At 40.7% G+C, this 22,760-nt stretch carries 25 protein-coding genes; 20 read left to right on the top strand and 5 right to left on the bottom strand.

The features are described 5' to 3' along the window. Nucleotides 1–219 precede the first annotated feature (219 nt). From EFB00_RS04660 to EFB00_RS04640, 5 genes are all read left to right on the top strand, one after another. Complete coding sequence (locus tag EFB00_RS04660) at nt 220–969, top strand: ABC transporter ATP-binding protein (RefSeq protein ID WP_122645748.1); 750 nt, start codon at nt 220–222, stop codon at nt 967–969. Next, a complete protein-coding gene (locus EFB00_RS04655; protein WP_122645747.1) occupies nt 959–2,797 on the top strand; it encodes an FtsX-like permease family protein in 1,839 nt (612 codons plus the stop codon). Before EFB00_RS04660 ends, EFB00_RS04655 begins: the two co-directional genes overlap by 11 nt. 298 nt (nt 2,798–3,095) lie before the next feature. Next, nucleotides 3,096–4,160, top strand: coding sequence for a dual-specificity RNA methyltransferase RlmN (gene rlmN / locus EFB00_RS04650; protein ID WP_122645746.1), 1,065 nt, complete (start codon nt 3,096–3,098; stop codon nt 4,158–4,160). Between the two features lie 219 nt (nt 4,161–4,379). Then, nucleotides 4,380–4,928, top strand: coding sequence for an aminoglycoside N-acetyltransferase AAC(6')-Ii (aac(6'), locus tag EFB00_RS04645; RefSeq protein WP_122645745.1), 549 nt, complete (start codon nt 4,380–4,382; stop codon nt 4,926–4,928). Between the two features lie 532 nt (nt 4,929–5,460). After that, complete coding sequence (locus EFB00_RS04640; protein ID WP_122645744.1) at nt 5,461–7,122, top strand: peptide ABC transporter substrate-binding protein; 1,662 nt, start codon at nt 5,461–5,463, stop codon at nt 7,120–7,122. 210 nt (nt 7,123–7,332) lie between these two features. Here the strand turns inward: EFB00_RS04640 and EFB00_RS04635 are convergent, their stop codons facing one another. Next, a complete protein-coding gene (locus tag EFB00_RS04635; protein ID WP_122645743.1) occupies nt 7,333–7,686 on the bottom strand; it encodes a DUF3899 domain-containing protein in 354 nt (117 codons plus the stop codon). 78 nt (nt 7,687–7,764) lie between these two features. Here EFB00_RS04635 and opp3b point away from each other — a divergent pair, with 78 nt between their 5' ends. The 5 genes from opp3b to EFB00_RS04610 are packed head-to-tail and all read left to right on the top strand — an operon-like array spanning nt 7,765 to nt 12,738. After that, entirely contained in the window at nt 7,765–8,706 is a 942-nt protein-coding gene (opp3b, locus tag EFB00_RS04630; protein ID WP_122645742.1) for an oligopeptide ABC transporter permease, read from the top strand. Further along, the gene (locus tag EFB00_RS04625) at nt 8,706–9,752 is read left to right on the top strand and encodes an ABC transporter permease (protein WP_122645741.1); all 1,047 of its coding nucleotides are present in this window, start codon (nt 8,706–8,708) and stop codon (nt 9,750–9,752) included. Before opp3b ends, EFB00_RS04625 begins: the two co-directional genes overlap by 1 nt. Before the next feature lie 5 nt (nt 9,753–9,757). Further along, a complete protein-coding gene (locus tag EFB00_RS04620) occupies nt 9,758–10,804 on the top strand; it encodes an ABC transporter ATP-binding protein (RefSeq protein WP_122645740.1) in 1,047 nt (348 codons plus the stop codon). 12 nt (nt 10,805–10,816) lie between these two features. After that, nucleotides 10,817–11,770 carry an ABC transporter ATP-binding protein gene (locus EFB00_RS04615; protein WP_122645739.1) on the top strand — a complete coding sequence of 318 codons (954 nt, stop codon included), beginning with the start codon at nt 10,817–10,819 and terminating at the stop codon, nt 11,768–11,770. Between the two features lie 14 nt (nt 11,771–11,784). Next, nucleotides 11,785–12,738: an RNA-guided endonuclease TnpB family protein gene (locus EFB00_RS04610; RefSeq protein ID WP_122645738.1), complete on the top strand. Its 954-nt coding sequence runs from the start codon at nt 11,785–11,787 to the stop codon at nt 12,736–12,738. A gap of 171 nt (nt 12,739–12,909) precedes the next feature. Here the strand turns inward: EFB00_RS04610 and EFB00_RS04605 are convergent, their stop codons facing one another. Both EFB00_RS04605 and EFB00_RS04600 read right to left on the bottom strand, forming a co-directional pair. Next, a complete protein-coding gene (locus tag EFB00_RS04605; protein ID WP_122645737.1) occupies nt 12,910–13,740 on the bottom strand; it encodes an NUDIX hydrolase in 831 nt (276 codons plus the stop codon). A gap of 50 nt (nt 13,741–13,790) precedes the next feature. After that, a complete protein-coding gene (locus EFB00_RS04600) occupies nt 13,791–14,066 on the bottom strand; it encodes a hypothetical protein (protein WP_122645736.1) in 276 nt (91 codons plus the stop codon). A gap of 171 nt (nt 14,067–14,237) precedes the next feature. Between EFB00_RS04600 and metG the strand changes: the two genes are divergently transcribed. Together metG and EFB00_RS13805 are read left to right on the top strand one after the other, a co-directional pair. Beyond that, complete coding sequence (gene metG / locus EFB00_RS04595) at nt 14,238–16,247, top strand: methionine--tRNA ligase (RefSeq protein ID WP_122645735.1); 2,010 nt, start codon at nt 14,238–14,240, stop codon at nt 16,245–16,247. 178 nt (nt 16,248–16,425) lie between these two features. Further along, the gene (locus tag EFB00_RS13805; RefSeq protein ID WP_164709427.1) at nt 16,426–17,100 is read left to right on the top strand and encodes a metallophosphoesterase family protein; all 675 of its coding nucleotides are present in this window, start codon (nt 16,426–16,428) and stop codon (nt 17,098–17,100) included. Nucleotides 17,101–17,237: 137 nt separating this feature from the next. Here EFB00_RS13805 and EFB00_RS04585 read toward each other — a convergent pair whose 3' ends face one another. Continuing rightward, entirely contained in the window at nt 17,238–18,377 is a 1,140-nt protein-coding gene (locus tag EFB00_RS04585) for a tyrosine-type recombinase/integrase (RefSeq protein WP_122645733.1), read from the bottom strand. Between the two features lie 21 nt (nt 18,378–18,398). Further along, on the bottom strand, nt 18,399–19,040 hold the full coding sequence (locus EFB00_RS04580; protein WP_122645732.1) for a LexA family protein: 642 nt from the start codon (nt 19,038–19,040) through the stop codon (nt 18,399–18,401). 201 nt (nt 19,041–19,241) lie between these two features. Between EFB00_RS04580 and EFB00_RS04575 the strand changes: the two genes are divergently transcribed. From EFB00_RS04575 to EFB00_RS04550, 8 genes are all read left to right on the top strand, one after another. After that, nucleotides 19,242–19,454, top strand: coding sequence for a helix-turn-helix domain-containing protein (locus tag EFB00_RS04575; protein WP_122645731.1), 213 nt, complete (start codon nt 19,242–19,244; stop codon nt 19,452–19,454). Nucleotides 19,455–19,619: 165 nt separating this feature from the next. Continuing rightward, on the top strand, nt 19,620–19,868 hold the full coding sequence (locus tag EFB00_RS04570; RefSeq protein ID WP_122645730.1) for a hypothetical protein: 249 nt from the start codon (nt 19,620–19,622) through the stop codon (nt 19,866–19,868). A gap of 82 nt (nt 19,869–19,950) precedes the next feature. Beyond that, the gene (locus tag EFB00_RS13415; protein ID WP_164709426.1) at nt 19,951–20,118 is read left to right on the top strand and encodes a hypothetical protein; all 168 of its coding nucleotides are present in this window, start codon (nt 19,951–19,953) and stop codon (nt 20,116–20,118) included. A 56-nt stretch (nt 20,119–20,174) separates the two neighbouring features. Continuing rightward, entirely contained in the window at nt 20,175–20,879 is a 705-nt protein-coding gene (locus EFB00_RS04565) for a Rha family transcriptional regulator (RefSeq protein WP_122645729.1), read from the top strand. Then, nucleotides 20,872–21,003 carry a hypothetical protein gene (locus tag EFB00_RS13725; RefSeq protein ID WP_277424020.1) on the top strand — a complete coding sequence of 44 codons (132 nt, stop codon included), beginning with the start codon at nt 20,872–20,874 and terminating at the stop codon, nt 21,001–21,003. Before EFB00_RS04565 ends, EFB00_RS13725 begins: the two co-directional genes overlap by 8 nt. A gap of 57 nt (nt 21,004–21,060) precedes the next feature. Continuing rightward, the gene (locus tag EFB00_RS04560) at nt 21,061–21,399 is read left to right on the top strand and encodes a hypothetical protein (protein WP_122645728.1); all 339 of its coding nucleotides are present in this window, start codon (nt 21,061–21,063) and stop codon (nt 21,397–21,399) included. After that, complete coding sequence (locus EFB00_RS04555) at nt 21,377–22,081, top strand: Sak single strand annealing protein (RefSeq protein ID WP_122645727.1); 705 nt, start codon at nt 21,377–21,379, stop codon at nt 22,079–22,081. The genes EFB00_RS04560 and EFB00_RS04555 overlap by 23 nt, the downstream gene beginning before the upstream one ends. A gap of 5 nt (nt 22,082–22,086) precedes the next feature. Further along, a complete protein-coding gene (locus EFB00_RS04550; RefSeq protein ID WP_122647041.1) occupies nt 22,087–22,755 on the top strand; it encodes a putative HNHc nuclease in 669 nt (222 codons plus the stop codon). Nucleotides 22,756–22,760: the final 5 nt, after the last annotated feature.

Raw genomic sequence — 22,760 nt, 5'->3', positions numbered from 1 at the left:
GTCATTTGCTGTTCAGATATATGAAATCGAGTCGCTTGTATCAAGGTTCCACTCTCTTTCAGTCTCTGGATGGATGTTTTTATGGGACAGAAGGACTATGATCAATAGAGCGCTAAAGAACAAGTATAACAAAAATGTTAGTTGATTGTTATTTGCATCAATGGTCAGTGAGAGCTAGTTCTAATAGACTATAAAAAAAGACAGAAATGGAGCAATGATATGTTACAAGTAAAAAAATTAAAAAAGATCTATGGTGACACGGTAAAATACGAAGCACTAAAAGAAATCGATCTAACGGTTGCAGACGGTGAATTCGTTGGTATCATGGGTCCTTCTGGTTCAGGAAAGTCTACGCTGCTGAACCTGTTAGCAACGATCGACCATCCGACTTCTGGTACCATCGAATTGAACGGAAAAAATCCTCATACGATGGATCAAGAACAGATCGCCCGGTTCCGCCGAAAAGAATTGGGATTTGTATTTCAGAATTTCAACTTGATGCCTACATTGACTGTCGAAGAAAATATGGTCCTTCCTTTAACATTAGACGGAGAAAAAGTAGCAGTGATGCAGCGTTCAGCCAAAGAAATCGCGCAACGACTAGGGATCGCTGATCTCATGGGCAAACGGATCCCGGAAATCTCCGGAGGTCAGCAACAGCGGGTCGCCGTAGCGCGGGCAATGATCCATCGTCCTAATTTAGTATTAGCCGATGAGCCTACTGGTAATTTGGATACAAAATCATCAAAAGATGTGATGCGTTTGTTGCGTCAACTGAATCAAGAAGACCAAGCGACGATTTTAATGGTGACCCATGATCCATTAGCGGCAAGTTATTGTCAACGGATCATTTTCATCAAAGACGGTTCGTTGGTTCATGAGATTCGTAATACAAATGGACAAAAAGAATTTTACGACCAAATCATCGACGAATTAGCGCATGTTGAGGAGGTCGAAAATGAATTTTAATCAATTTGTGTTTCGGAATACGATTCGCAACAAGCATTTATATTTAGCCTATTTTTTTAGTACTGCAATGTCGGTAATGGTCTTTTTTGCATTTACCGCATTAGCGAATCATCCATCGATCGTCGGTGGTGCTTTGGATAAACGGGCAGATAGCGGAATGACGGCAGCAGCAGTGATCATTTATCTTTTTGCTTTTTTGTTTGTGTTTTACTCGATGGATATCTTTATCCAGTCTCGCAAAAAAGAGTTCGGCTTGATGATGATCCAAGGGATGAGTCCTAAACAACTGAAAAATATGATCTTCATTGAAAACTTAGTGATCGGCTTTTTTGCAACAATCACTGGGAGTATATTAGGGGTCGGTTTTACACAGCTGATCATTTTGCTGGCTAACCGCCTGCTGCATTTAGATTTTGCGCTGTATTTCCCATCCCGGACGATCCTGATCACTATCGCTTCTTTTGCAGTATTGTTCTTGGCGATTTCTTTTTTGATCCGGACTCGCCTGCCAAAAATGAGTGTTCAGGAATTATTGAAAGCCGGTGATCTAGGCAAAGGCAAGATCAAATTTTCCACCTTCAAAGCAGTTTTAGGGATCTTATTGATCGTGATCGGCTATATCGTCGCATTGATTGTACCTGGTGTAGCTGTGATCACAGTCATGCTTCCGGTGATCGCCATTGTAATTATCGGTACGGCGCTATTTTTCAATCAAGCCAGTGTCATGCTTATCGAAGCTTTAAAGAAAAACGTGCAGCTGTTTTGGAAGAAGACGAACATGATCGTTTTCTCCGATCTTTCTTTTCGGATGAAAGATAATGCTCGTTCATTTATTTTAGTAGCGATCATTTCAACCGTGGCTTTTGCCGCTATCGGTACATTGTATGGCTTAGAAAAGATCTTATTAGGAACAATCCAAAATGAGCCTTTTGAAGTAGAGCTGATGGACAAACCAGCCGTTACAGAAAAAGGAGCGGACACGATCGATGCTATATTTTCTGATGAAAATGTATCGGCCGACAAAGTATTAACTTCGGTGTATTCTATCGAAGACAAACAATTTTTAACAGAATCAGACTATAATAAATTGGCGAAGCTGACTGGGGAAGCGACAATTTCTGTAAAAGATAAAGCGGTCAATCTGATGCCAGAAAATCCGCAGATGGGGTCTTCTGACGAAACTACAGACATCAATACGATCACTGTCGCTTCACAAAAACTGCAAGTCTCTAAACATATCAAAACATCATTGATCTCTGTCTACATGCCAACATATGTGGTACCAGATCATACTGATTTTGGGCAAGTGCAGGCGACAAAACGCGCTGTATGGGTCACAAAAGACGCTTCCCGTGACTCATTGATTGCAGTTGGGAAACGTATGGAAAAAGAACTAGATACTTATGCTTCCGCAAAAACATACATGGAACAATCCATTATTGATGGCTATGCTCCGATTCTTTTTGTGGGCGTGTTTATCGGCGTGATTTTCTTTGTCTCAGCGGGCAGCTTCTTATACTTCCGCTTGTACAGCGATTTAGCGAAAGACACGGAAAAATTTGCCATGATCTATAAAATCGGTTTGACAAAAAAAGAACTGAAAAAAATGATCAGTCAGCAAGTGGGAATCTTATTCTTTACACCAATTATCGTTTCAGTCATCCATGGTGGTGTCGCATTGACAGCCATGTATCATATTTTCGATATGGGGATGCAAAAAGAAGGATATTTTGTATTAGGCTTGTTTATTGCCATCCAAGTCGTTTACTATCTCTTAGCTCGTCATTTCTATTTCAAAAAAGTATATGCTAGTTTGCAACAAAACTGAGTTGTAAACAAGTTCATAGGAAGATAAATAAAAACTCTTGATCCATGTATCATATATGGTTCAAGAGTTTTTTAAGTCAGATGAAGGAGCTAAACCCTATTAAGAAAGTATCGTTTTTATCATGATACATAAAGTGTATCAGTCATGTTCAAACAAGAATTATTTGAGTAAAATAAGAGAATCTTCAAGGTTTTCTTTTAGTAAAATCAGATGACCAATCTTTTTACTGGATCGATTTGCAATCGCTTCGGGAATCGGGTATAGTATGTAGCGAAGTTTGTGAAAAGAGGGACAATCTGTGAACACATCTATTTATGGTCTGACAAAAGAAGAATTGATCGACTGGCTGCAAGAGAACGGTGAGAAGAAATTTCGTGCCAATCAATTATGGGAATGGCTTTACGAAAAACGTGTGATGGAATTCTCAGAAATGACGAATCTTTCAAAAGGGCTGATCAAAAAATTGGAAGACAGTTTTGTGATCAATCCGTTGAATCAATTGATTCTTCAAGAAGCGCAAGACGGTACCGTCAAATATTTATTTGAACTGCCGGATAAACATATGATTGAAACTGTCTTGATGCGGCAAGAATACGGCATGTCTGTTTGTGTGACTACACAAGTCGGCTGCAATATCGGCTGTACGTTTTGTGCCAGCGGATTATTGAAGAAAAAAAGAGATCTGACAACTGGTGAAATCGTTGCTCAAATCATGATGGTCCAGCACTATTTTGATTTGCAAGAAAACGACGAACGGGTCTCTCATGTAGTGGTTATGGGAATCGGAGAGCCTTTTGATAATTATGACAATGTGATCCGTTTCTTGCGTGTTATCAACGACCCGAAAGGATTAGCGATCGGTGCCCGTCATATCACAGTATCTACCAGTGGTTTAGCACCCAAAATCAAAGAATTTGCTGACAACGGATTACAAGTGAATCTAGCAATCTCATTACATGCGCCGAATAATGACGTGCGGACATCCATTATGCGGATCAATCGCAGTTTCCCAATCGAGAAGTTGATGGAAGCAGTAGACGAGTATTTGGCTAAGACTAATCGCAGGATCACCTTTGAATATATCATGCTCCATGATGTCAATGACCGTCCAGAACATGCGAAACAGTTGGCGGATTTGCTAAAAGACAAGAAAAAGTTGGCGTATGTCAATCTGATCCCTTACAATCCAGTAAGCGAACACGATCAATATTCCCGCAGCAAAAAAGCGGATGTCTTGAAGTTCTATGATGTTTTGAAGAAAAACGGAATCAATTGCGTGATCCGCAAAGAGCATGGTACCGATATCGATGCGGCTTGCGGACAATTACGCAGTAAACAAATGAAACAAACAGTCCAAGGATAACAGTGAGCTAAGAAATTTATAGCTGAAAGCAAGTCGTTTAGAATAATAAATGGCTTGTTTTTTTGCAATCAACTGTTAAAAAATAATAGTGGTTCAATAAAAGATAAAGATCCTTAAAAAAAGCCGAGTAAAAATCAAAGGCAGGTTTTTTCAATGAGCAAATCAGTAACGGATTTTTTGTCAGACTGGTAGAATTTGAAATTAAAGGGGGCGGATTCTTTGATTATTACGGAATTTGATCGAGAAGATAAGGTATTGCGAGGACAGCTTGCAGAAGTACTGTTGCAAACGTGGCCCAAAGAATATAGTGAAGAACCGCTAGAAAAGGTCGCAGAATTATTAGCTGATGATCGGATCGCTGTTGCGGCTTTGGAAGAAGATGAATTAGTAGGATTTATCGGCGCGATCCCACAGTACATTACAACTGGTTGGGAGCTGCATCCATTAGTTGTTCGCGATACCTATCATCGTCAACGAATCGGGATGCGATTGGTAGATTTTTTGGAGAAAGAAATCACTTCTAAAGGCGGGATCACGGTTTATTTAGGAACAGATGATCTAGGACATGAAACATCCTTAAGTGACGTCGATCTTTATCAAGATACCTTTGAGGCAATCAAAAACATCAAAAATTTAAAAAATCACCCTTATGAATTTTATGAAAAACAGGGCTATAAAATCGTCGGCGTGATCCCTGATGCGAACGGTTGGCAAAAACCCGATATCTTAATGGCGAAACGTCTGATCGAGAAAAGTGAAAACGAATAAGTGCGGATTTTTTATTAGAAAAATCACTTTAAATGATAAAAACCACATCTTAACATGAACTAGGCGACCAGTAGAAAAAGCGGCCGGCTCATAAATTAAATCTAAAATACCTGGAACTATGTATGGTTCTTTCAATGCGTTTCGTGCGTAAAGCGTGGCAGCATTGGAACAGCGAAACTTGTCACAATCAGTTTTGTGACAAAGTACATAGTTTGGGTGTTTTTTTGTGTTTGATTTGCTTTTTAGTTGGAATCGAAGAGGAACCCGCTGTACATTTTTGCTAAAAGCGCATTTTTCGGCAAAAAAAATCAATTATTTTAAATAAAACACCTTTTTTAAATAAATTCTATGATACACGCAAATGATAGCGCTATCTTAAAGAGTGATTTGATGAGAATAATGATAAAATGATGTTTTTTTATACATTTAATATTAAATTACTATTGCTTTTTTAATAATTATTAATTAAAATTCTATTCAACTTCAGAAATTGCTAAATTTTCTGAAAATTATACTCAAAGGGGTCATGCTCATGAAAAAGAAAACGTTGTTGGGGCTCGTGGCAGTCTGTGGTTTTGTTTTAGCTGGCTGTTATGGCGGAGGTACTGCGAAAGAGGAATCAGCAGAAGGTACAGGCAAAGGCGGTTCAGAACAAATTTTTAATCTTGCCGTTCCTCAAGAAATGCCAAGTGCTGATTTGTCAGTAGCCACTGATACCATCAGTTTCACTGCATTGAATAATATTTATGAGGGTATCTATCGTTTAGACAAAGATAGTAAACCGATCCCTGCCGGAGCTGCCGAGGAAGCAGAAGTCAGCGAAGACGGCTTGACGTATAAAATCAAATTGCGTGAAGATGCAAAGTGGTCCAATGGTGATCCGGTCACAGCAGCTGATTATGTCTATGGTTGGCAACGAACAGTCAAACCGGAAACAGCGTCTGAATATGCTTATTTATACGAACCAGTGGAAAATGCGGCTGACATCACAGCAGGCAAAAAAGATCCATCAGAATTAGGTATCAAAGCAGTTAATGATCATGAGCTGGAAATCAAATTGACGAAACCAACGCCATATTTTGATTACCTGTTGGCTTTCCCATCTTTCTTCCCGCAAAATCAAAAAGTCGTGGAAGAAAATGGCAAAGAATATGCATCAGCAAGCGATAAAGCTGTTTACAACGGTCCATTTACTTTAGAAGGATTTGACGGACCAGGTTCAGATACTGAATGGTCATACAAGAAAAACGATACGTATTGGGATAAAGACACCGTTAAATTATCAGAGATCAAAGTAAGTGTGGTCAAAGAATCTTCAACAGGATTGAATCTTTTTGAAGACGGTCAAGCAGACGATGTTATCTTGAGCGGTGAGTTGGCACAACAAAATGCCAACAATGATGCGTTTGTTTCTGTAAAAGAAGCCCGCACCAGCTATTTGGAATTTAACCAACGGGATGAAAAATCTCCATTCAAAAATGCAAATCTACGAAAAGCTGTCTCTTATGCTATTGACCGTGAAGCTTTAGTTGATAAAGTATTAGGTGATGGTTCCGTGATCTCTACCGGATTAGTTCCTGCTGATTTGGCGAAAAGTCCAGACAGCAATGAGGATTTTGCTAAAGAAGCCGGCGAATTAGTTTCTTATGACACTAAAAAAGCTAAAGAATATTGGGAACAAGCCAAAAAAGAACTGAAAATCGATAAACTTGATTTTGAATTAATGGCATCTGATGATGATTCATCGAAGAAAGTCATCGAATACATCCAAAACGCATTGGAAGAAACTCTGGATGGCGTCAAAGTTACACCAACACCAGTGCCATTCTCTGTTCGTTTGGATCGTTCAACCAGCGGCGATTTTGATATCGTATTAGGCGGTTGGGGAGCAGACTACTCTGACCCAAGCAGTTTCACTGATTTGTTTGTGACTGGCAACTCTTATAACCGCGGTCAATGGAGCAATCCAGATTATGACAAAGCAGTCAAAGAGTCATCAACGACCAATGCAGGTGATCCAGAAAAACGTTGGCAAAATCTATTAGACGCCAACAAAATCATCGGTGACGATATGGGTGTCGTTCCAGTCTATCAAAAAGCTGAAGGTCATTTGATCAACCCGAAAGTCAAAGGCATCGTACACCACAGTGCCGGCGCTTCTTGGGATTACAAATGGACATACGTTGAAGAGTGATCCTCCCAAATAGTCGCTATTCATAAGTTTCGAATCAGTTAGTCAAAAGTGTGGGATCATGACATAAGACAATGCTAAACAAAAAGTACCTAAACTATATAAACGGCCGTTAGCAAACCAATAAAAGTTGCATCGTCCATTGCACTGTCAAAGCGGTGCATCATATAGTTTAGATACTAGCTTGATCAAATGTCACGATCCCATTTTTTATTAACTTCCTAAAAGAAATTGGAGCAGCAGCAATAAAAGCGACAAGCCAATCAACATTCCGGCAATAATCAGCCAAAAGCGATAGACATGTCTGCCGACTTCTGAAAGAGGCATGTAGTTAGATTTTTTCTTTTGGTCTCTTCTTAAGGCCTCATGCATTGAACGTTGGAAGGTATCGAAGAAGCCAGAAGAAAAAATCCATAACAAACTTCCGATGATCAAAAAAGGCAGTCCGGCTAAAAACAGTGAGTCAGACAAATGAACAAGTGTGAAACTTTGCTGGAAAATGTGCCAGATCATAATAATGACAATTCCTATGCCTGCTAAAAGATAAGGTAAAAATCGTTTATTCATGGCGGGACTCCTTATTGTATATTCACTTATAATGTAGCGAAACCATCAATGAAAGTCAAAGACTAGGAGGAAACAAATGTGAACAGCTTCATCAAATACTTTTTAAAACGGCTGCTTTTTGGCGTGATCACTTTATGGCTGATCGCGACCATCACTTTTTTCTTAATGAAATTATTGCCTGGTACACCATATACTAACGCAGAGCGTTTGAGCCCGGAAACCATTGAGATGCTGAATAAACAAGTGGGGTTAGATAAACCGGTAATAGTGCAATATAGCATTTATTTGCAAAACCTGCTGAATTTTGATTTTGGGATCTCTTTCCAATTCAAAAATCAACCAGTAAATGCACTTTTGGCTGATCGGATCGGACCTTCTTTACAACTAGGTCTGCAAGCAATCATTTTTGGTACATTGTTTGGGATCATTCTAGGAACAATCTCTGCTATGAAGCAAAACTCATGGGCAGACACCTTGGCTACGTTAGTCGCGATCTTAGGCCGTTCGATCCCTAACTTTGTTTTCGCTGTTTTGTTACAATATATTTTTGCCATCAAACTCCATGTACTGCCTATCGCAAAATGGGAAGGGTTCATGTACACGATCTTGCCGACGATCGCTCTAGCGATGTCGCCGTTAGCAGATTCCGCCCGTTTCATCCGTACCGAGATGGTGGAAGTCATGCATAGTGATTTCGTGGAATTAGCCAGAGCGAAAGGGCTCAGTCGCTGGGAGATCGCCTTTAAACACGGTCTGCGAAACAGCTTGATCCCGCTGCTTACATTATTAGGACCATTAGCAGTCGGATTGATGACCGGTTCGCTGGTTGTAGAAAATATTTTTGCGATTCCCGGCATTGGGGAACAATTTGTCAAATCCATCACGACAAATGACTACCCGACGATCATGGCTGTTACGATCCTTTATTCCGGGATGCTGATCTTTGTGATCTTGATCGTGGATATCTTATACGGCATCGTGGATCCTAGAATTCGTGTGTCAGAAGGGAGCAGAGGCTAATGGAATTATCTAAAGACGTTAAATACACAGATCTGACAGAGATCCCGACTTCAGAATTCGAACTGCTGCAAAAAGACACTGTCCAAGAACGTGAAGCGATCGCCATGCCTTCCTTGACATTCTTGCAAGATTCGTGGCGGCGGTTGAAAAAAAATAAAGCTGCTATCTTTTCGCTGACGTTATTAGGGATCATTATCTTGATCGCCTTTGTTACGATCTTCGTTTCACCGCACAGTCCCACAAAACAAAACGTGAATTACATCAACTTGCCGCCAAGAATCCCTGGTATCGATATTGACGGATTGAATGGAAAAGCGATGGTGGGCGGCGAATTAGTAGATAAATACGCCCAAGCGAAAGTTCCTGACAATGTCAACTTCTTCTTCGGTACTGATGGTTTGGGCCGGGATGTGTTGAGCCGCTTGTTTATGGGGACTCGGATCTCACTATTGATCGCTTTTGTCGCCGCTATGTTCGATATTGTGATCGGTGTTACTTATGGATTGATCTCGGGGTTGAAGGGCGGGACAACGGATAACCTGATGCAACGTTTCTTGGAAGTTTTATCCGGTATTCCGAATCTTGTCGTGATGATTTTGATGCTGGTAATGTTCAAACCCGGCTTTTTCTCAATCGTTGCCGCGATGGCGATCACAAACTGGATTCCGATGGCTCGAATTGTTCGAGCCCAGACTCTGAAACTGAAGGATCAAGAATTTGTCTTAGCCGCTCAAACATTAGGAGAAAGCAACCTAAAGATTGCTTTCAAACATATCTTGCCGAATATTTCCAGTGTGATCATCGTTCAGATGATGTTCAGTATCCCAACAGCGATCTTTTTTGAAGCCTTTTTGAGCTTTATCGGGTTAGGATTAACGCCGCCTTCTGCTTCATTAGGGATGATGTTAAGTGATGGGTACAAGACATTTCAATATCTGCCATATCTATTATGGATTCCTGCAGTAACACTTTCAGTGATCATGATTGGATTCAATCTGTTGGCTGATGGCTTGCGGGACGCTTTCGATCCGAAAATGAAGGAGTGAGAAATTTGAAAAAAGCGCTAGAAGTAAAAGATTTAGAGATCTCATTTGACACATACGCTGGAAAAGTCCGAGCGATCCGTAATGTCAGTTTTGATTTGTATGAAGGAGAAACATTGGCGATCGTAGGAGAATCCGGCAGCGGAAAATCAGTGACAACCAGAACGATCATGCGCCTATTAGCAAGCAACGCCAATATCGATCATGGATCGATCCTCTTTAATGGGGAGGACCTGGTACAGAAGTCAGAAAAGCAGATGCAAAAGATCCGCGGCAAAGAGATCGCAATGATCTTCCAAGATCCTATGACTTCACTTGATCCTACTATGACGATCGGCAAACAAGTTGCCGAGTCTTTATTGATCCATAATAAGATTTCGAAAAAAGAAGCGATGGCAGCTGCATTAGAGTTGTTGAAATTAGTCGGCATCCCGCAAGCAGAAAAACGCCTAAAAAATTATCCCCATCAGTTTTCTGGCGGGCAACGGCAACGGATCGTGATCGCTATTGCACTGATTTGTTATCCTAAGATCTTGATCGCTGATGAACCGACCACTGCATTGGATGTAACGATCCAAGCGCAGATTTTAGAACTATTGAAAGATATCCAGAAAAAAATCAATACATCGATCATTTTTATCACCCACGATCTGGGTGTCGTAGCGAACGTTGCGGATCGAGTGGCGGTCATGTATGGCGGCAGGATCGTGGAAGTCGGAACGGCAGAAGAGATCTTTTATAACCCGCAGCATCCATATACATGGGGACTGCTAGGTTCGATGCCAACATTGGAAAGCGAGAACGAACGCCTATACGCAATCCCAGGTTCACCGCCGGATTTGTTGAAACCGCCGGTAGGAGATGCGTTTTATCCTCGTAATGAATACGCGCTGAAGATCGATACTCAGCAGGCGCCGCCTTTCTTTGAAGTATCACCGACTCATAAAGTGGCAACTTGGCTTTTGGCTCCACAAGCACCGAAAGTGATCCCGCCAAAAGAGATCCAAAATCGATGGGAGAAATTCCAAGAACAAAAAAAACACGCGACAGCTTAAGGAGGAAGCCAGTTGGAAAAGGTATTATTGAAAGTAGACGGTTTAAAGCAGTATTTTAATGTAGGCCGTAAAGATGAAGTAAAAGCCGTTGATGACATCAGCTTCCATATCTACGAAGGCGAGACATTCGGTTTGGTAGGAGAATCCGGCAGCGGCAAATCAACAACTGGCAGAACCATTATTCGATTGAATCAGCCGACAGGTGGTGTGGTGGATTTCGACGGGATGGATGTCACGAAGATTAAAGGAAAAGCCGCCCTCAAAGAATTTCGCCGCAATGTTCAAATGATCTTTCAAGATCCCTATGCCTCATTGAATCCGCGGATGAAAGTTCGAGACATCATCGCAGAAGGGATCGATATCAACGGGTTGGCTAATTCTTTGGAAGAACGAAACGCACGTGTGGACGAACTGCTGAAGATCGTCGGACTGAATCCCAGTCATGGTACTCGTTATCCTCATGAATTTTCCGGCGGACAGCGGCAACGGATCGGTATCGCGCGGGCATTAGCGGTAAAACCTAAATTTATCATCTGTGACGAACCGATCTCAGCGTTAGATGTTTCCATCCAAGCGCAAGTGGTGAACCTTCTGCAAGATTTACAAGAAGAACACAATTTAACTTATTTGTTCATTGCCCACGATCTGTCCATGGTAAAACACATCAGTGATCGGATCGGTGTGATGCATCATGGAAAATTATTGGAAGTCGGTACCAGTGACGCCATCTATCATCACGGCGTACATCCGTATACTGAAAGCTTATTGTCAGCGATCCCGTTGCCTGATCCGGAGTACGAACGGGGCAGAAAACGGATCAAATACCAAGCGGAACCAGAAGACGGCCGCAGTCGGAGCATGCACGAAATCGAAGCGGGGCATTATGTTTATTGTACAGATGACGAAGTGAGCTTTTATCAGAAGAAGCTGCAAAAAAAGAAAGAAGGCAATCAGATCGCAGTATAGGGAGTGTTGGTTAGATGGAAGTATTGAAAGCATACAAATTTCGGCTCTATCCAACACAACAGCAACGGCGTTTCTTTATTGAAACATTCGGCTGTGTCCGTTTCACCTATAATACATTGCTGAAATATCGACAAGAATCCCACAAACCAAAAAATGTCAGGCTGACACCGGCTAGGCTAAAGGAAGATTTTCCATTTTTGAAAAAGACCGATAGCCTTGCCTTGGCAAATGCACAGCTCAACTTGGAACGGGCATTTCGCAATTATTATAAAGGACATGCCGGCTATCCTAAATTGAAAACCAAACGCTGTATCTGGCAATCCTATACGACGAACAACCAGCACCATACGATCTATTTTCAAGATGGAAAGCTGAAGCTGCCAAAGCTCAAGACATTGGTTTCATTGAACAAGCATCGTGAAGTACCTGGTCAGATAAAATCGGCGACGATCTCGGCTAAAAACAACCGAATCTTTTATGTCTCGATCCTTTGTAAAGAGAAAGTTGTTCCGCTGCCGCTGACCAAGCGATCTGTTAGACTGAATTTTTCTAAAACCTGCTTAGTAGAAGCTTCAGATTCGGAATTGTCTTTCCCTGATTTTTCGCAAGCGGAAATCGAAGGCAAATTGCAGAAAGCTGAACGGAAGCTAGCCGTTCGCGGGAAAGCTGCTCGTAATCGTCATATTTCTCTTTCACAAGCTAAAAACTATCAAAAGCAGAAAGAAAAAGTCAGAAATCTGTATACCCATTATTACGAACGTAAAAAAACGTATCTCAATGAACTGTCGATGCAGATCATCCGTACTTATGACGAAATCTATGTCGAAACAAACAACAAACGTGTCAATGCAACAGGACCATTTACTTCTTCAGATTGGTTCCATTTCATTCAAAAACTGAAATATAAAGCAGTCTGGTATGGTAAGACAGTCTATCTAAATGAAGAAAACCGATCAAAAATCGGCTGATTTATAAAAGCAATAAAACATGAACTGGAAGGAGCTCCAGGGATCGCCTAGGGTATAGAAAAAATTTAACAGGAATTTTTGTTTCTAGGAAAGCTGCTCACTAATTATGATAAACCAAAAAACATCTCGAACGAGTGAAAAGATATTCGTTCGAGATGTTTTTGTAGTTTCTTATCCTTCTTCAGGAATGATTTCATCTTTCAAGCGGTAGATTTTCGAAGGACGGCCGATACCTACCGGACGTTCGCCGATCTCTTCGAAATATTGCAGCATGGCTTTTTTGAAGTTGGAATGATCGATACTGCGAAAATCGATTCCTAAAAATTTCGCGAAGACTTTGCGGGCTTCAGTGATGGTGAAGGAGTCTCCTAAGACTTGCAGCACTAACGGTTCATGTTCCATCTTGTTGGCGACACGGTTGAAGGCTTTCAAAATAATCTCACTATGGTCGAATGCCAGTGTATCTGGACCAGAAGATGCACCGGTTTGAAGATCTAAAATGATCTCGACATCGCCGTTGGTCAAATGGATATTATTGCGCTTGCGCTCTAATGTGAACCACCGAACTTCGGCCGCGTCATCACCGGCGCTCAACGGTTCTTCACCGATAAACGCCAGATAGCTGACAGTCACTACCCAGCCGCGAGGATCGCGATCCGGCCGGCTGAAAGTGTGGAGCTGTTCGATATTGTGAGTAGAAATCTCAACGCCGGTCTCTTCTTTTGTCTCCCGGATCACACTTTCCCCTGTGGATTCTCTTGGTTCGACAAATCCGCCAGGCAATGCCCAGGAGTTTTTATAAGGATGGCTTTTTCTTTGGATCAAAAGAGTTTTGATCTGATCTTCTTCTTTGTTGTAACACATCAAGACCATATCGACCGTCAATGCCGGTTTTTCATAATCAGGATGTTCTTGACGTTTGTACCATTGAAGAAAATCTTCTTCGCTTGCTTCTTGTTCGTAATAAAGTTTTTCCTCAGCTTTTGAAGAAAATCGTTTCATTATAATAGCACCTCACTTGTTTTAAGTCGCTGATGGTTCTGTTAATGAGTTCATTGGAAAATAAAGGGGATCACCAGATTGAATAGGAAGAAAGCCAAGTAAAAAGGCAGTGCTTTTTTCACTTGTTCCCGCAGGCTGAGCAACCCGCCGATACCGATAAAGATCAAAAAGACGATCCTCATAAGTTGAGTGATAGTTAAAAAAGGCATCAACCCGCCTTGCAGATTGAAATAGCCGTAAATCTGCTGATAAAACCCGCAGAATAAGAGATGTAAAATTGTTACGATCAAGATGACCGCAAGAAACTTTCGATGTTTTTTCGTCATAAACAACTTCCTTTGTCTGATTCTTTTCCTATTATACCAAACATTTCTAAAACTGCAGATGTTAACTGGGAAAGAATCGGTAATTTACTTGAAAATTCTTAAACAAAATATAATTTGTGGTATACTATCAGGGAACATATTCACGAAAAGTGAGAAGGAGGAAACACGCCCGTGGCTGAAAAAGATACGTTTTATATTACGACGCCGATTTACTATCCAAGTGGTAAATTACACATTGGCAATTCTTATACAACGATTGCCTGCGACGCGATCGCCCGCTATAAGCGATTGATGGGCTTCGATGTATTTTATTTAACAGGGGTCGATGAACACGGCCAAAAAATCGAAAAAAAATCTGCAGAACTAGGTGTCTCTCCACAAGAGTACGTTGATAAAATGGCAGCTGATGTCCAAAAATTGTGGAAAACATTAGGGATCAGTTACGATAAATTTATTCGAACGACAGATGATTATCATCAAAAAGCAGTTCAGCAGATTTTTGAGCGCTTGTTGGAGCAAGGTGACATTTATCTTGGAGAATATGAAGGCTGGTATTCCGTTTCTGACGAAGAATTCTTCACTGAAACGCAATTAGCAGAAGTATACCGAGATGAAGAAGGCAATGTGATCGGCGGGAAAGCGCCAAGCGGACACGAAGTAGAATTAGTAAAAGAAGAATCCTACTTTTTCCGTATGAGCAAATACGCAGATCGCCTGTTGGCTTATTATGATGAGCATCCGGAATTTATTCAGCCGGAATCTCGCAAAAATGAAATGATCAACAACTTCATTAAACCAGGTTTGGAAGATTTAGCTGTTTCTCGGACAACACATACATGGGGTGTCCCAGTGAAATCTGATCCAAAACACGTGGTGTATGTCTGGATCGATGCATTATCCAACTATATCACTGCTTTAGGCTATGGATCTGATGACGACAGCTTATTCCAAAAATATTGGCCGGCAGATGTCCATATGGTTGGTAAAGAGATCGTGCGTTTCCATACGATTTATTGGCCGATTATGTTGATGGCTCTGGAACTTCCTTTGCCTAAAAAAGTATTTGGACATGGTTGGTTATTGATGAAAGACGGTAAAATGTCTAAATCAAAAGGCAATGTTGTTTATCCAGAAATGCTTGTCGAGCGCTATGGACTGGATGCATTGCGCTATTACTTATTGCGGGCCGTGCCTTTTGGCAGCGATGGTGTCTTTACGCCAGAAGATTTTGTTTCCCGCGTCAATTACGATTTAGCCAATGACTTAGGAAATCTATTGAACCGCACGATCGCCATGATCAATAAATATTGTGACGGGATCGTACCGGACTATGCTTCCAAAGTAACAGCTTTTGACAGTGAATTATCTACGACTGCCGCAAACGTGATCGGAAACTATCATCAAGCGATGGACAAAATGGAATTCAATACAGCGCTGAGCGAAGTCTGGAGCTTAATTTCTCGGGCAAATAAATATATTGATGAAACTCAGCCATGGGTCTTGGCAAAAGAGGAAGAACGTCAAGCAGAGTTGAACAGCGTGATGATCCACCTTGCGGAAAGCTTGCGAATCGTTGCGATCTTGCTGCAACCGATCATGATCGAAACACCAGCGAAGATCTTTAACCAATTGGGATTAGAATCAGAAACGATGAACCTGCAAGGTCTTCATTTTGGCGAATTCCCAAGCAATACAAAAGTCGTAAGCAAAGGTACACCGATTTTCCCACGTCTTGAGATCGATACAGAAGTAGACTATATTCAAAAGAAAATGTCAGAAGGAGTCCAAACAACAGAAGAAACTGTGAAGTGGAACCCAGAAGAAACTGAATTGGTATCGGTAAAAGACAAAGAGATCAAATACGATGATTTCGATAAAGTGGAATTAAAAGTCGCAGAAGTGATCGACTGCCAGAAAGTCAAAGGCGCGGACAAACTGCTGCAATTTCGGTTAGATGCCGGCGATAAACAAAATCGCCAGATCCTTTCAGGTATCGCTGAGTTTTATGCTGATCCTGCTGAATTGATCGGCAAAAAAGTCGTGATCGTAGCAAATCTGAAACCACGCAAAATGCGGGGACAAATCAGTCAAGGAATGATCTTATCAGCAGAAGACGAAGCTGGAAATCTAGCAATCGTTGAAGCACCTAAAGGCATGCCGAACGGATCGATTATTGCTTAAAATAACTAATTAAAAACAGTTCAATTTCAAATTGAACTGTTTTTTTATTTGCGAAAATATGCGTATTTTTGTCTTTAAATATGATTTTTTTCATATTTTTTGAAAAAACGTTGACCTTTATTTGCATTATTGATAGCCTTTTCTTTGGAGAGTTAAAATAATGAAAGGTAGGGAGATTATGAAAAAAATACGTTTGATGTGTAGAAGTCTGTTGGCTCTAGTGGTACTTGCTGGGATAGCTGTTCCTAGTACGATAGCGATAGCAGATACAGTTGAGACAACGAATACGTCAATAACTGAAACGCTTGAGTCAGCAGATACAGCAACAACAGGTGATCCGCAATCACCAGCAGATTCTGTTGCGAGCAGCGAAACGTCAAGTACGTCTTCATTAAGCGAGGACTCTGGATCGTCCCAAACAGTTTCAGAAACAGAACCAAGCATCAATCAGGAGGCAACAACGGTCCCGGTCCAATTGTTAGGGATCAATGATTTTCACGGGGCTTTGAGTACTACTGGGAGAGTATCATTAGGTTCGGAAACTCATGAAAATGCTGGGACTGCTGCGTTGTTAGCTGGTCATTTAGATTACGCGGAGGCACAATTTGAGGCAGCAAATCCAAACGCGCAAACTTTCCGCGTCCAATCAGGGGATATGGTGGGAGCCAGTCCTGCAAATTCGGGATTGCTTCAGGATCAACCGACAATGAAGATTTTGAACCAGATGGGTTTTGATGTGGGGACTTTGGGAAATCATGAATTCGATGAAGGATTAGCCGAATTCAACCGGATTTTATTAGGACAAAAACCAGAACCTGGGAAATTTTACGACATCGTCTATGACGATAATTGAAATTAGATTATTTTGGTTTTTTTCGTTATAAAACAATCATAAATACCGCTTAATAAAGGATAAACATATTTTCGTATGTTTTTTTATTTTGTTTTTAAAATCTTATTTTTCCTAAAAGGGGCAAAAAAGGGGCAGAGTCATAGCTTTTCAAGCTTAGTGTTCATCGTTTCTTCCGTCTTTTTAGTCACATGCAGATAGATTCTTTGAGTCAATGAGCTATCATTGTGACCGACACGTTTTTGGATTGCATGCAAGGGTACACCTAGCTCAGCAAGTTTTGAGATATGTGTGTGTCGCAGAATATGCGATGTAATCTGTTTTTCAATTCCCAGCTCTTCACCAATCCTTCTCAAATACTGATTGAGTGAGGTGTGGATAATCGGTGTACCGCTCTTTGAGCAAAAAATAAAGTCCTTTTCAATTCCGGCATTGATCTCTTTCAATTCTTCCAATATCTCCAAAGCACGTTTTGGTAAATAAACATTTCGGATACTAGACGATGTCTTCGGTGTATCACTCTTTTTCATATCCTTAAATTTTCGCCGCTGATACATTAATGTACCTGTGATTTTAGCATATGTTCCTTCTTCGGTTTCGATGATATCATTTCGAGAAAGCGCAGCAGCTTCGCCGTATCTCATGCCAGTCAGATACATCCATTCGATCAATGCCGCATAGCGTCTATTATGAGTTTTCGCATAGTTCAAAATATCCTCGTACTCTTCATCAGAAAGCAATTTTTCACTTAACTTTTCAATCGGTGCACGTTTGTACTCAACTACTAGTCCTTCCATCGGATTGCTGAGAATATATCTCTTTTTTAGTGCATAGCTGAAAATCATGTAAAACTTCCCGCGAATCGCACTGACATAGCTATTAGATAGATTCCGCTCATAGAGCAGTTTATCAAACCAATCAGATAAGTCATCTCGTGTGATCGCAGATATATGATAATCAAAAGAAAAATCCTGTTTTACAGCCGTGAAAATACGCTCAGTGACCACGTAGGTGGATTCTTTCACGCGTTGCTTATACATGATCTGCCACTCATTAATAACTTCTCCTAACGTTACCCCAGACTTAGAAAGTTTATCATTGTTTGTTCGTTCGTCTATTTTTTTCGTTAATGCGTAAAGAGCTTCTTTTTGTGTGTCGCGCGACTTATTTTTGTAAGTCAAACTGACCTTTTTTCTTTTGCCTGTTTTTGGATCAATATACCGCTCGCTAAATTTGTATGCGATCTTTCCTTTTTTGTCTTTGACTTTTTCAATCCACACTTACATTCACCTCTATTTTTCTTACAAGATGATTCTTGGATCTGGCACGAAGGTAACTACGCGACCTTCAACGTGTATATCTGCTTTTTCTTCTTCGGTATCAAAGCTCATTGTTCGATAGTCAGGATTGGTGCTCTCGGGCCTAAGGATGATAGTGCCGTCAAGATTATAGAATTTTTTCATCGTTGTCTCTGTGCCGTTTATTCTAACGATTGCTATTTTGCCGTTTGGCACTTCAGTTTGAGGATTAACAACCGCGATTGTATTTTCAGGAATGATCCGATCCATACTGTCTCCATGCACTCTTAGGCCGTATGCGTTTGGAAATTTCTTCAATATCCAAGCTGGTACAGGCACATCTTCTGCAACTTCATAACACTCTAAGGGGTAACCAGCTTTCACTGATCCTAAAACTTTTAAGGTTGTTTCATCGACAAATAAATTTTGAGAAATAGATAGGTCAGGCAGCTCCCCTCTGTTGACTCCTAAAAAGTCTGCAACTTTTAATATATCTTCAACATTCATGGCGATATCTCCGGACTCATATCTAGAAATAGTTGCTTTAGTTACGTTTAATAAGTTTCCTAAAGTTTCTTGATTTACGCGCTTTTCTTTTCTTTTTTGCTTCAAATATTTGACTGCTTCATAATTTTCTGGGAACATCCTAAACCCTCCTCTAAGACTTGAGCGTTATATAACCAACTTTTTTAACTTTTAAATAATATTGCCTTTCGCACTTCTATAATATCTTGTTACGTAACAAGAAACAAACAAAAGTTATTTTGAAAATAATTTCAAAAACTATGTTGCGCTAACGTAACTTATGTGTAATAATAACTTTGTAGAAAGGAAGGAGGTTTGAAAATGATTCCTGTTAATAAGTCTAAACTTCATGAAAAAATGAAAGAGAAAAAAATGGTTGATGCTGATATGGCTCGGCAACTAGGGATTACTCGAGCGACGTATTCTCGGAAAATGTCCGGTATTATTGTGGTCTCGCTACCTGAATTCATCAAAATGATGAATGTTTTAGAAGTCAAAGACGAAGAGTTGTCATCTTTTCTTTTGCGCAAATAGTTACGTAAAAGAAACAAATAGTTACATTTTTTCATGAAAATGTAACTTATCCACAATATGAAATAGCGTGAAACATTACAAATAGTAACTTTTAAATTCCAATAGTTAAATTACGTGAAACATTTTGCGCTTTCATTTTTAATAACAAGCGAAAGGAGAATAGGAATGCCAAAAATGGATAAACAAGACTTCATGAAGAAGTACAAATACTCCGATTCGACGTACAAGCGACGGATGGCAGTGTTAAAGAGTACAGAGCATTTTTCAAGAGCTTATCAGCGAGTGACAGCTAAAGAGGTACGAATTGATACAGATCTATATGATCAATTCTTAGCGTATCTAGCACTTAATCGACTGCGGACGAGAAAAGTGTCTGTTCCGGACTTTCTAGAGAAAGCAGGAAAAACGATATGATTCTGTGGAAAAACATCTTAGCCATCGCAATTTTTAGCACGCTGTTTATGACAGCAATGATAATCATCGAAAGGAGAAAGAAATGACGAAAAATCAAAAGAAATTGGTAGACAACCTCGACACGATCGGAGTGATCCTTTTACTTCTGATCTTGGCACCAATTGAACCAAGAGCGAGTTACTTGATTCTGGCTTACTTCGTTTCTGTGGGCGCATTGGAATTTTGGTTTAAGCGGAAAGAGGATCGGTAACGTAGAAAATTTAAACCAGCGCAAAATTGCGCCCGTCGATTGAAAGGAGAAAACAGATGAATCAATTAGAAAAAACAATCACCAGTTTAGAAGTGGCTGAGATGGTCAGCAAAGATCACAACAACGTCATGAAAGATATCCGCAGAATCATCGATCAATTAGGAGAGGTAAAAAGTTACCAGTCCTATTTCGTCGAATCAACTTACACTAATTTACAAAATAAGGAGCTACCTTGCTACTTATTGACAAAACGTGGCTGCGAACTTTTCAGCACACGAATGACTGGATCGAAAGGAACTCAATTCGCTGTTGCTTATATCGAGCGATTTAACGAGATGGAAACAGCGATCAAAGAACAGGCGCTCAAAATTCCTACAACGCCGCAAGAAGCCTTGGAACTTATGTTTGAATTCCAAAAAGATACGAAAGATAAAGTTGATAAAGTTGAAGAACGAGTTACGGATCTTGAAGAAAATACTGTACTCAGCGCAGGAGATTACAGCTACATCACACGCCGAATCAATCAGCGAGTAGCAGAAGTAGCGCGTGGGTTTGGGAAACTGACAAACAAGCAACGCGGAGAGCTGCATCGCGATATCAACAGCGGTGTCAAAGCAATCACAGGCGTTAGCACGCGTACTCAATTGCGCCAGAAAAACTTCCAACAAGTCTTGGACTATATCACCGATTGGGAGCCTTCGACAGCAACGAAAACGATCGTGCGTCAAATGTCTTTGGATCTGGAGGATTGCGATGACTAGAGCAGAGGCATTAAGAATTGGAAAAATAATTGCAGATCGATGGTGGCGTGAAAATCAACGGAATATCCGGACGCGTCAAAACATCGAACGCATGAAAAAAGCGATTGACCGCCGGCAAGCATAGTCAATCGCATACTAAATAACATTTACCTAAAAATAGCATAAGAAAGGACAGAAATCAATGGATAGCAAAACAGCAAACGCATTAGATCGATATTTAACCTGTCCGCCGGACGAGGAAGAGTATGTAGACGATACGCCGCGTGATTGGGAAGGCAACGAGATCCACAGCTATAGCCAAGTTTACGAATTAACGTTTATGACAACCTACATTGATCCTGTGACTAAGGCGCTTACCACATCCACAAAACTTGCAGTCGCAACGGACGAGAGCGGTAGTTTACCAGATTGTCTAACGGAATACGGTATGGAAAACTTAGCAAATTTCCGGGCTTATAGTGGCGAGGAATGGCTTGCGGATTGGAGGAGAAACGCAGATGAATCAAGAAGAAATTTTTAAAAGCTTATTCACACTTGATGTAAATGGACACACGGAAAAAAAGAAGTCTGGAAATACAACATTGACTTATCTTTCTTGGGCGTGGGCTTGGTCTGAGGTGAAACGTCTCTATCCCGAAGCAACCTACGAGATTTTGAAATTTGAAAACAATTTACCTTACGTTTATGACGAAAACACAGGGTATATGGTTTTTACCAAAGTGACGATCGGCAAGTTAACACACGAAATGTGGTTGCCTGTTATGGACGGTGCCAATAAAGCGATGAAAAATCAGCCTTACACCTATCAGGTTAAGGAATATAAAAATAAACAGTGGACTGGAAACTATATCGAAAAGAATGTTGAAGCGGCAACTATGTTTGACGTTAACAAGACGATCATGCGTTGTTTGGTAAAAAATCTAGCGATGTTTGGCTTAGGTCTATATATCTACGCCGGAGAAGACTTACCGGAAATGCCTTCTGCTACGAAAGAACAGATCGAAGAACTGAAAGCCTTGTTTGAAGAAGCAGCAGCTTTGAAAAATCGCGCGCCAAAAACGTTTGAAAATCAAGTCCTTGCATATTTTCAATACGGTGGGAAGTTAGAAGACGTCAACGAAACGATGTATGAACAAATCAAAAAGTATACAGAAAGCGGAATTGAACAGATGAAAGCCGCTAAAGAAAACAACGAGAAGTGATGGAAATGTTCAATGAAAAATATTCCGCAGTCATAAAAAAACTAGACTTTCAACGCTTGACGGTTGACATCAACGAGGAACTAAATATCGAACGCCTCAAAACGATGTACTTCGATTATGACGGCGATCGTGAGATTGAATTCCGGTTTACTGATCCGCGTCGATTCACAGCGGAACAACGCCGATTTATATACGCGTTGCTGGGCGATATCTATGCTTTTACCGGTGAACCTATTGAGAGTCTTAAAGACTATTTCTATCACGTCTACGAAGCTCTCACAGGCTCAAAAATCAGTTTAGCAGATGCCTCGGTAAACACGATGACCGATGCGACACTACTTGCTGATATCATTCTCGATTTTGTGTTCGAGTGGGATATTCCGTTTAAAAAAGGCTATGAGATCTTGCCAGCGAACCAGGAATACTTTTTCTACAAGTCGATTGTTTGCCGAAAATGTTGTATCTGCGGTAAGCCTGCGGATATTTGTCACATCGATACAGTAGGGATGGGGAATAATCGTCGGAAGATAGATCATACAAAACACTATTTTTATGCCGGATGTCGTATCCATCATGGCGAAGAACATCGAATCGGAACACAAAACTTTTTGAACAAATATCAGATTATCCCAACCAAACTGAACGAGGAGACAATCAAGCGGTTGGGGATTTAGGAGGG

Source organism: Enterococcus mediterraneensis (genome assembly GCF_900604485.1).
Lineage (GTDB): Bacteria > Bacillota > Bacilli > Lactobacillales > Enterococcaceae > Enterococcus_C > Enterococcus_C mediterraneensis.
Note: the sequence above shows the minus strand (reverse complement) of the source record. Positions and strands in the feature narration are given on the sequence as shown.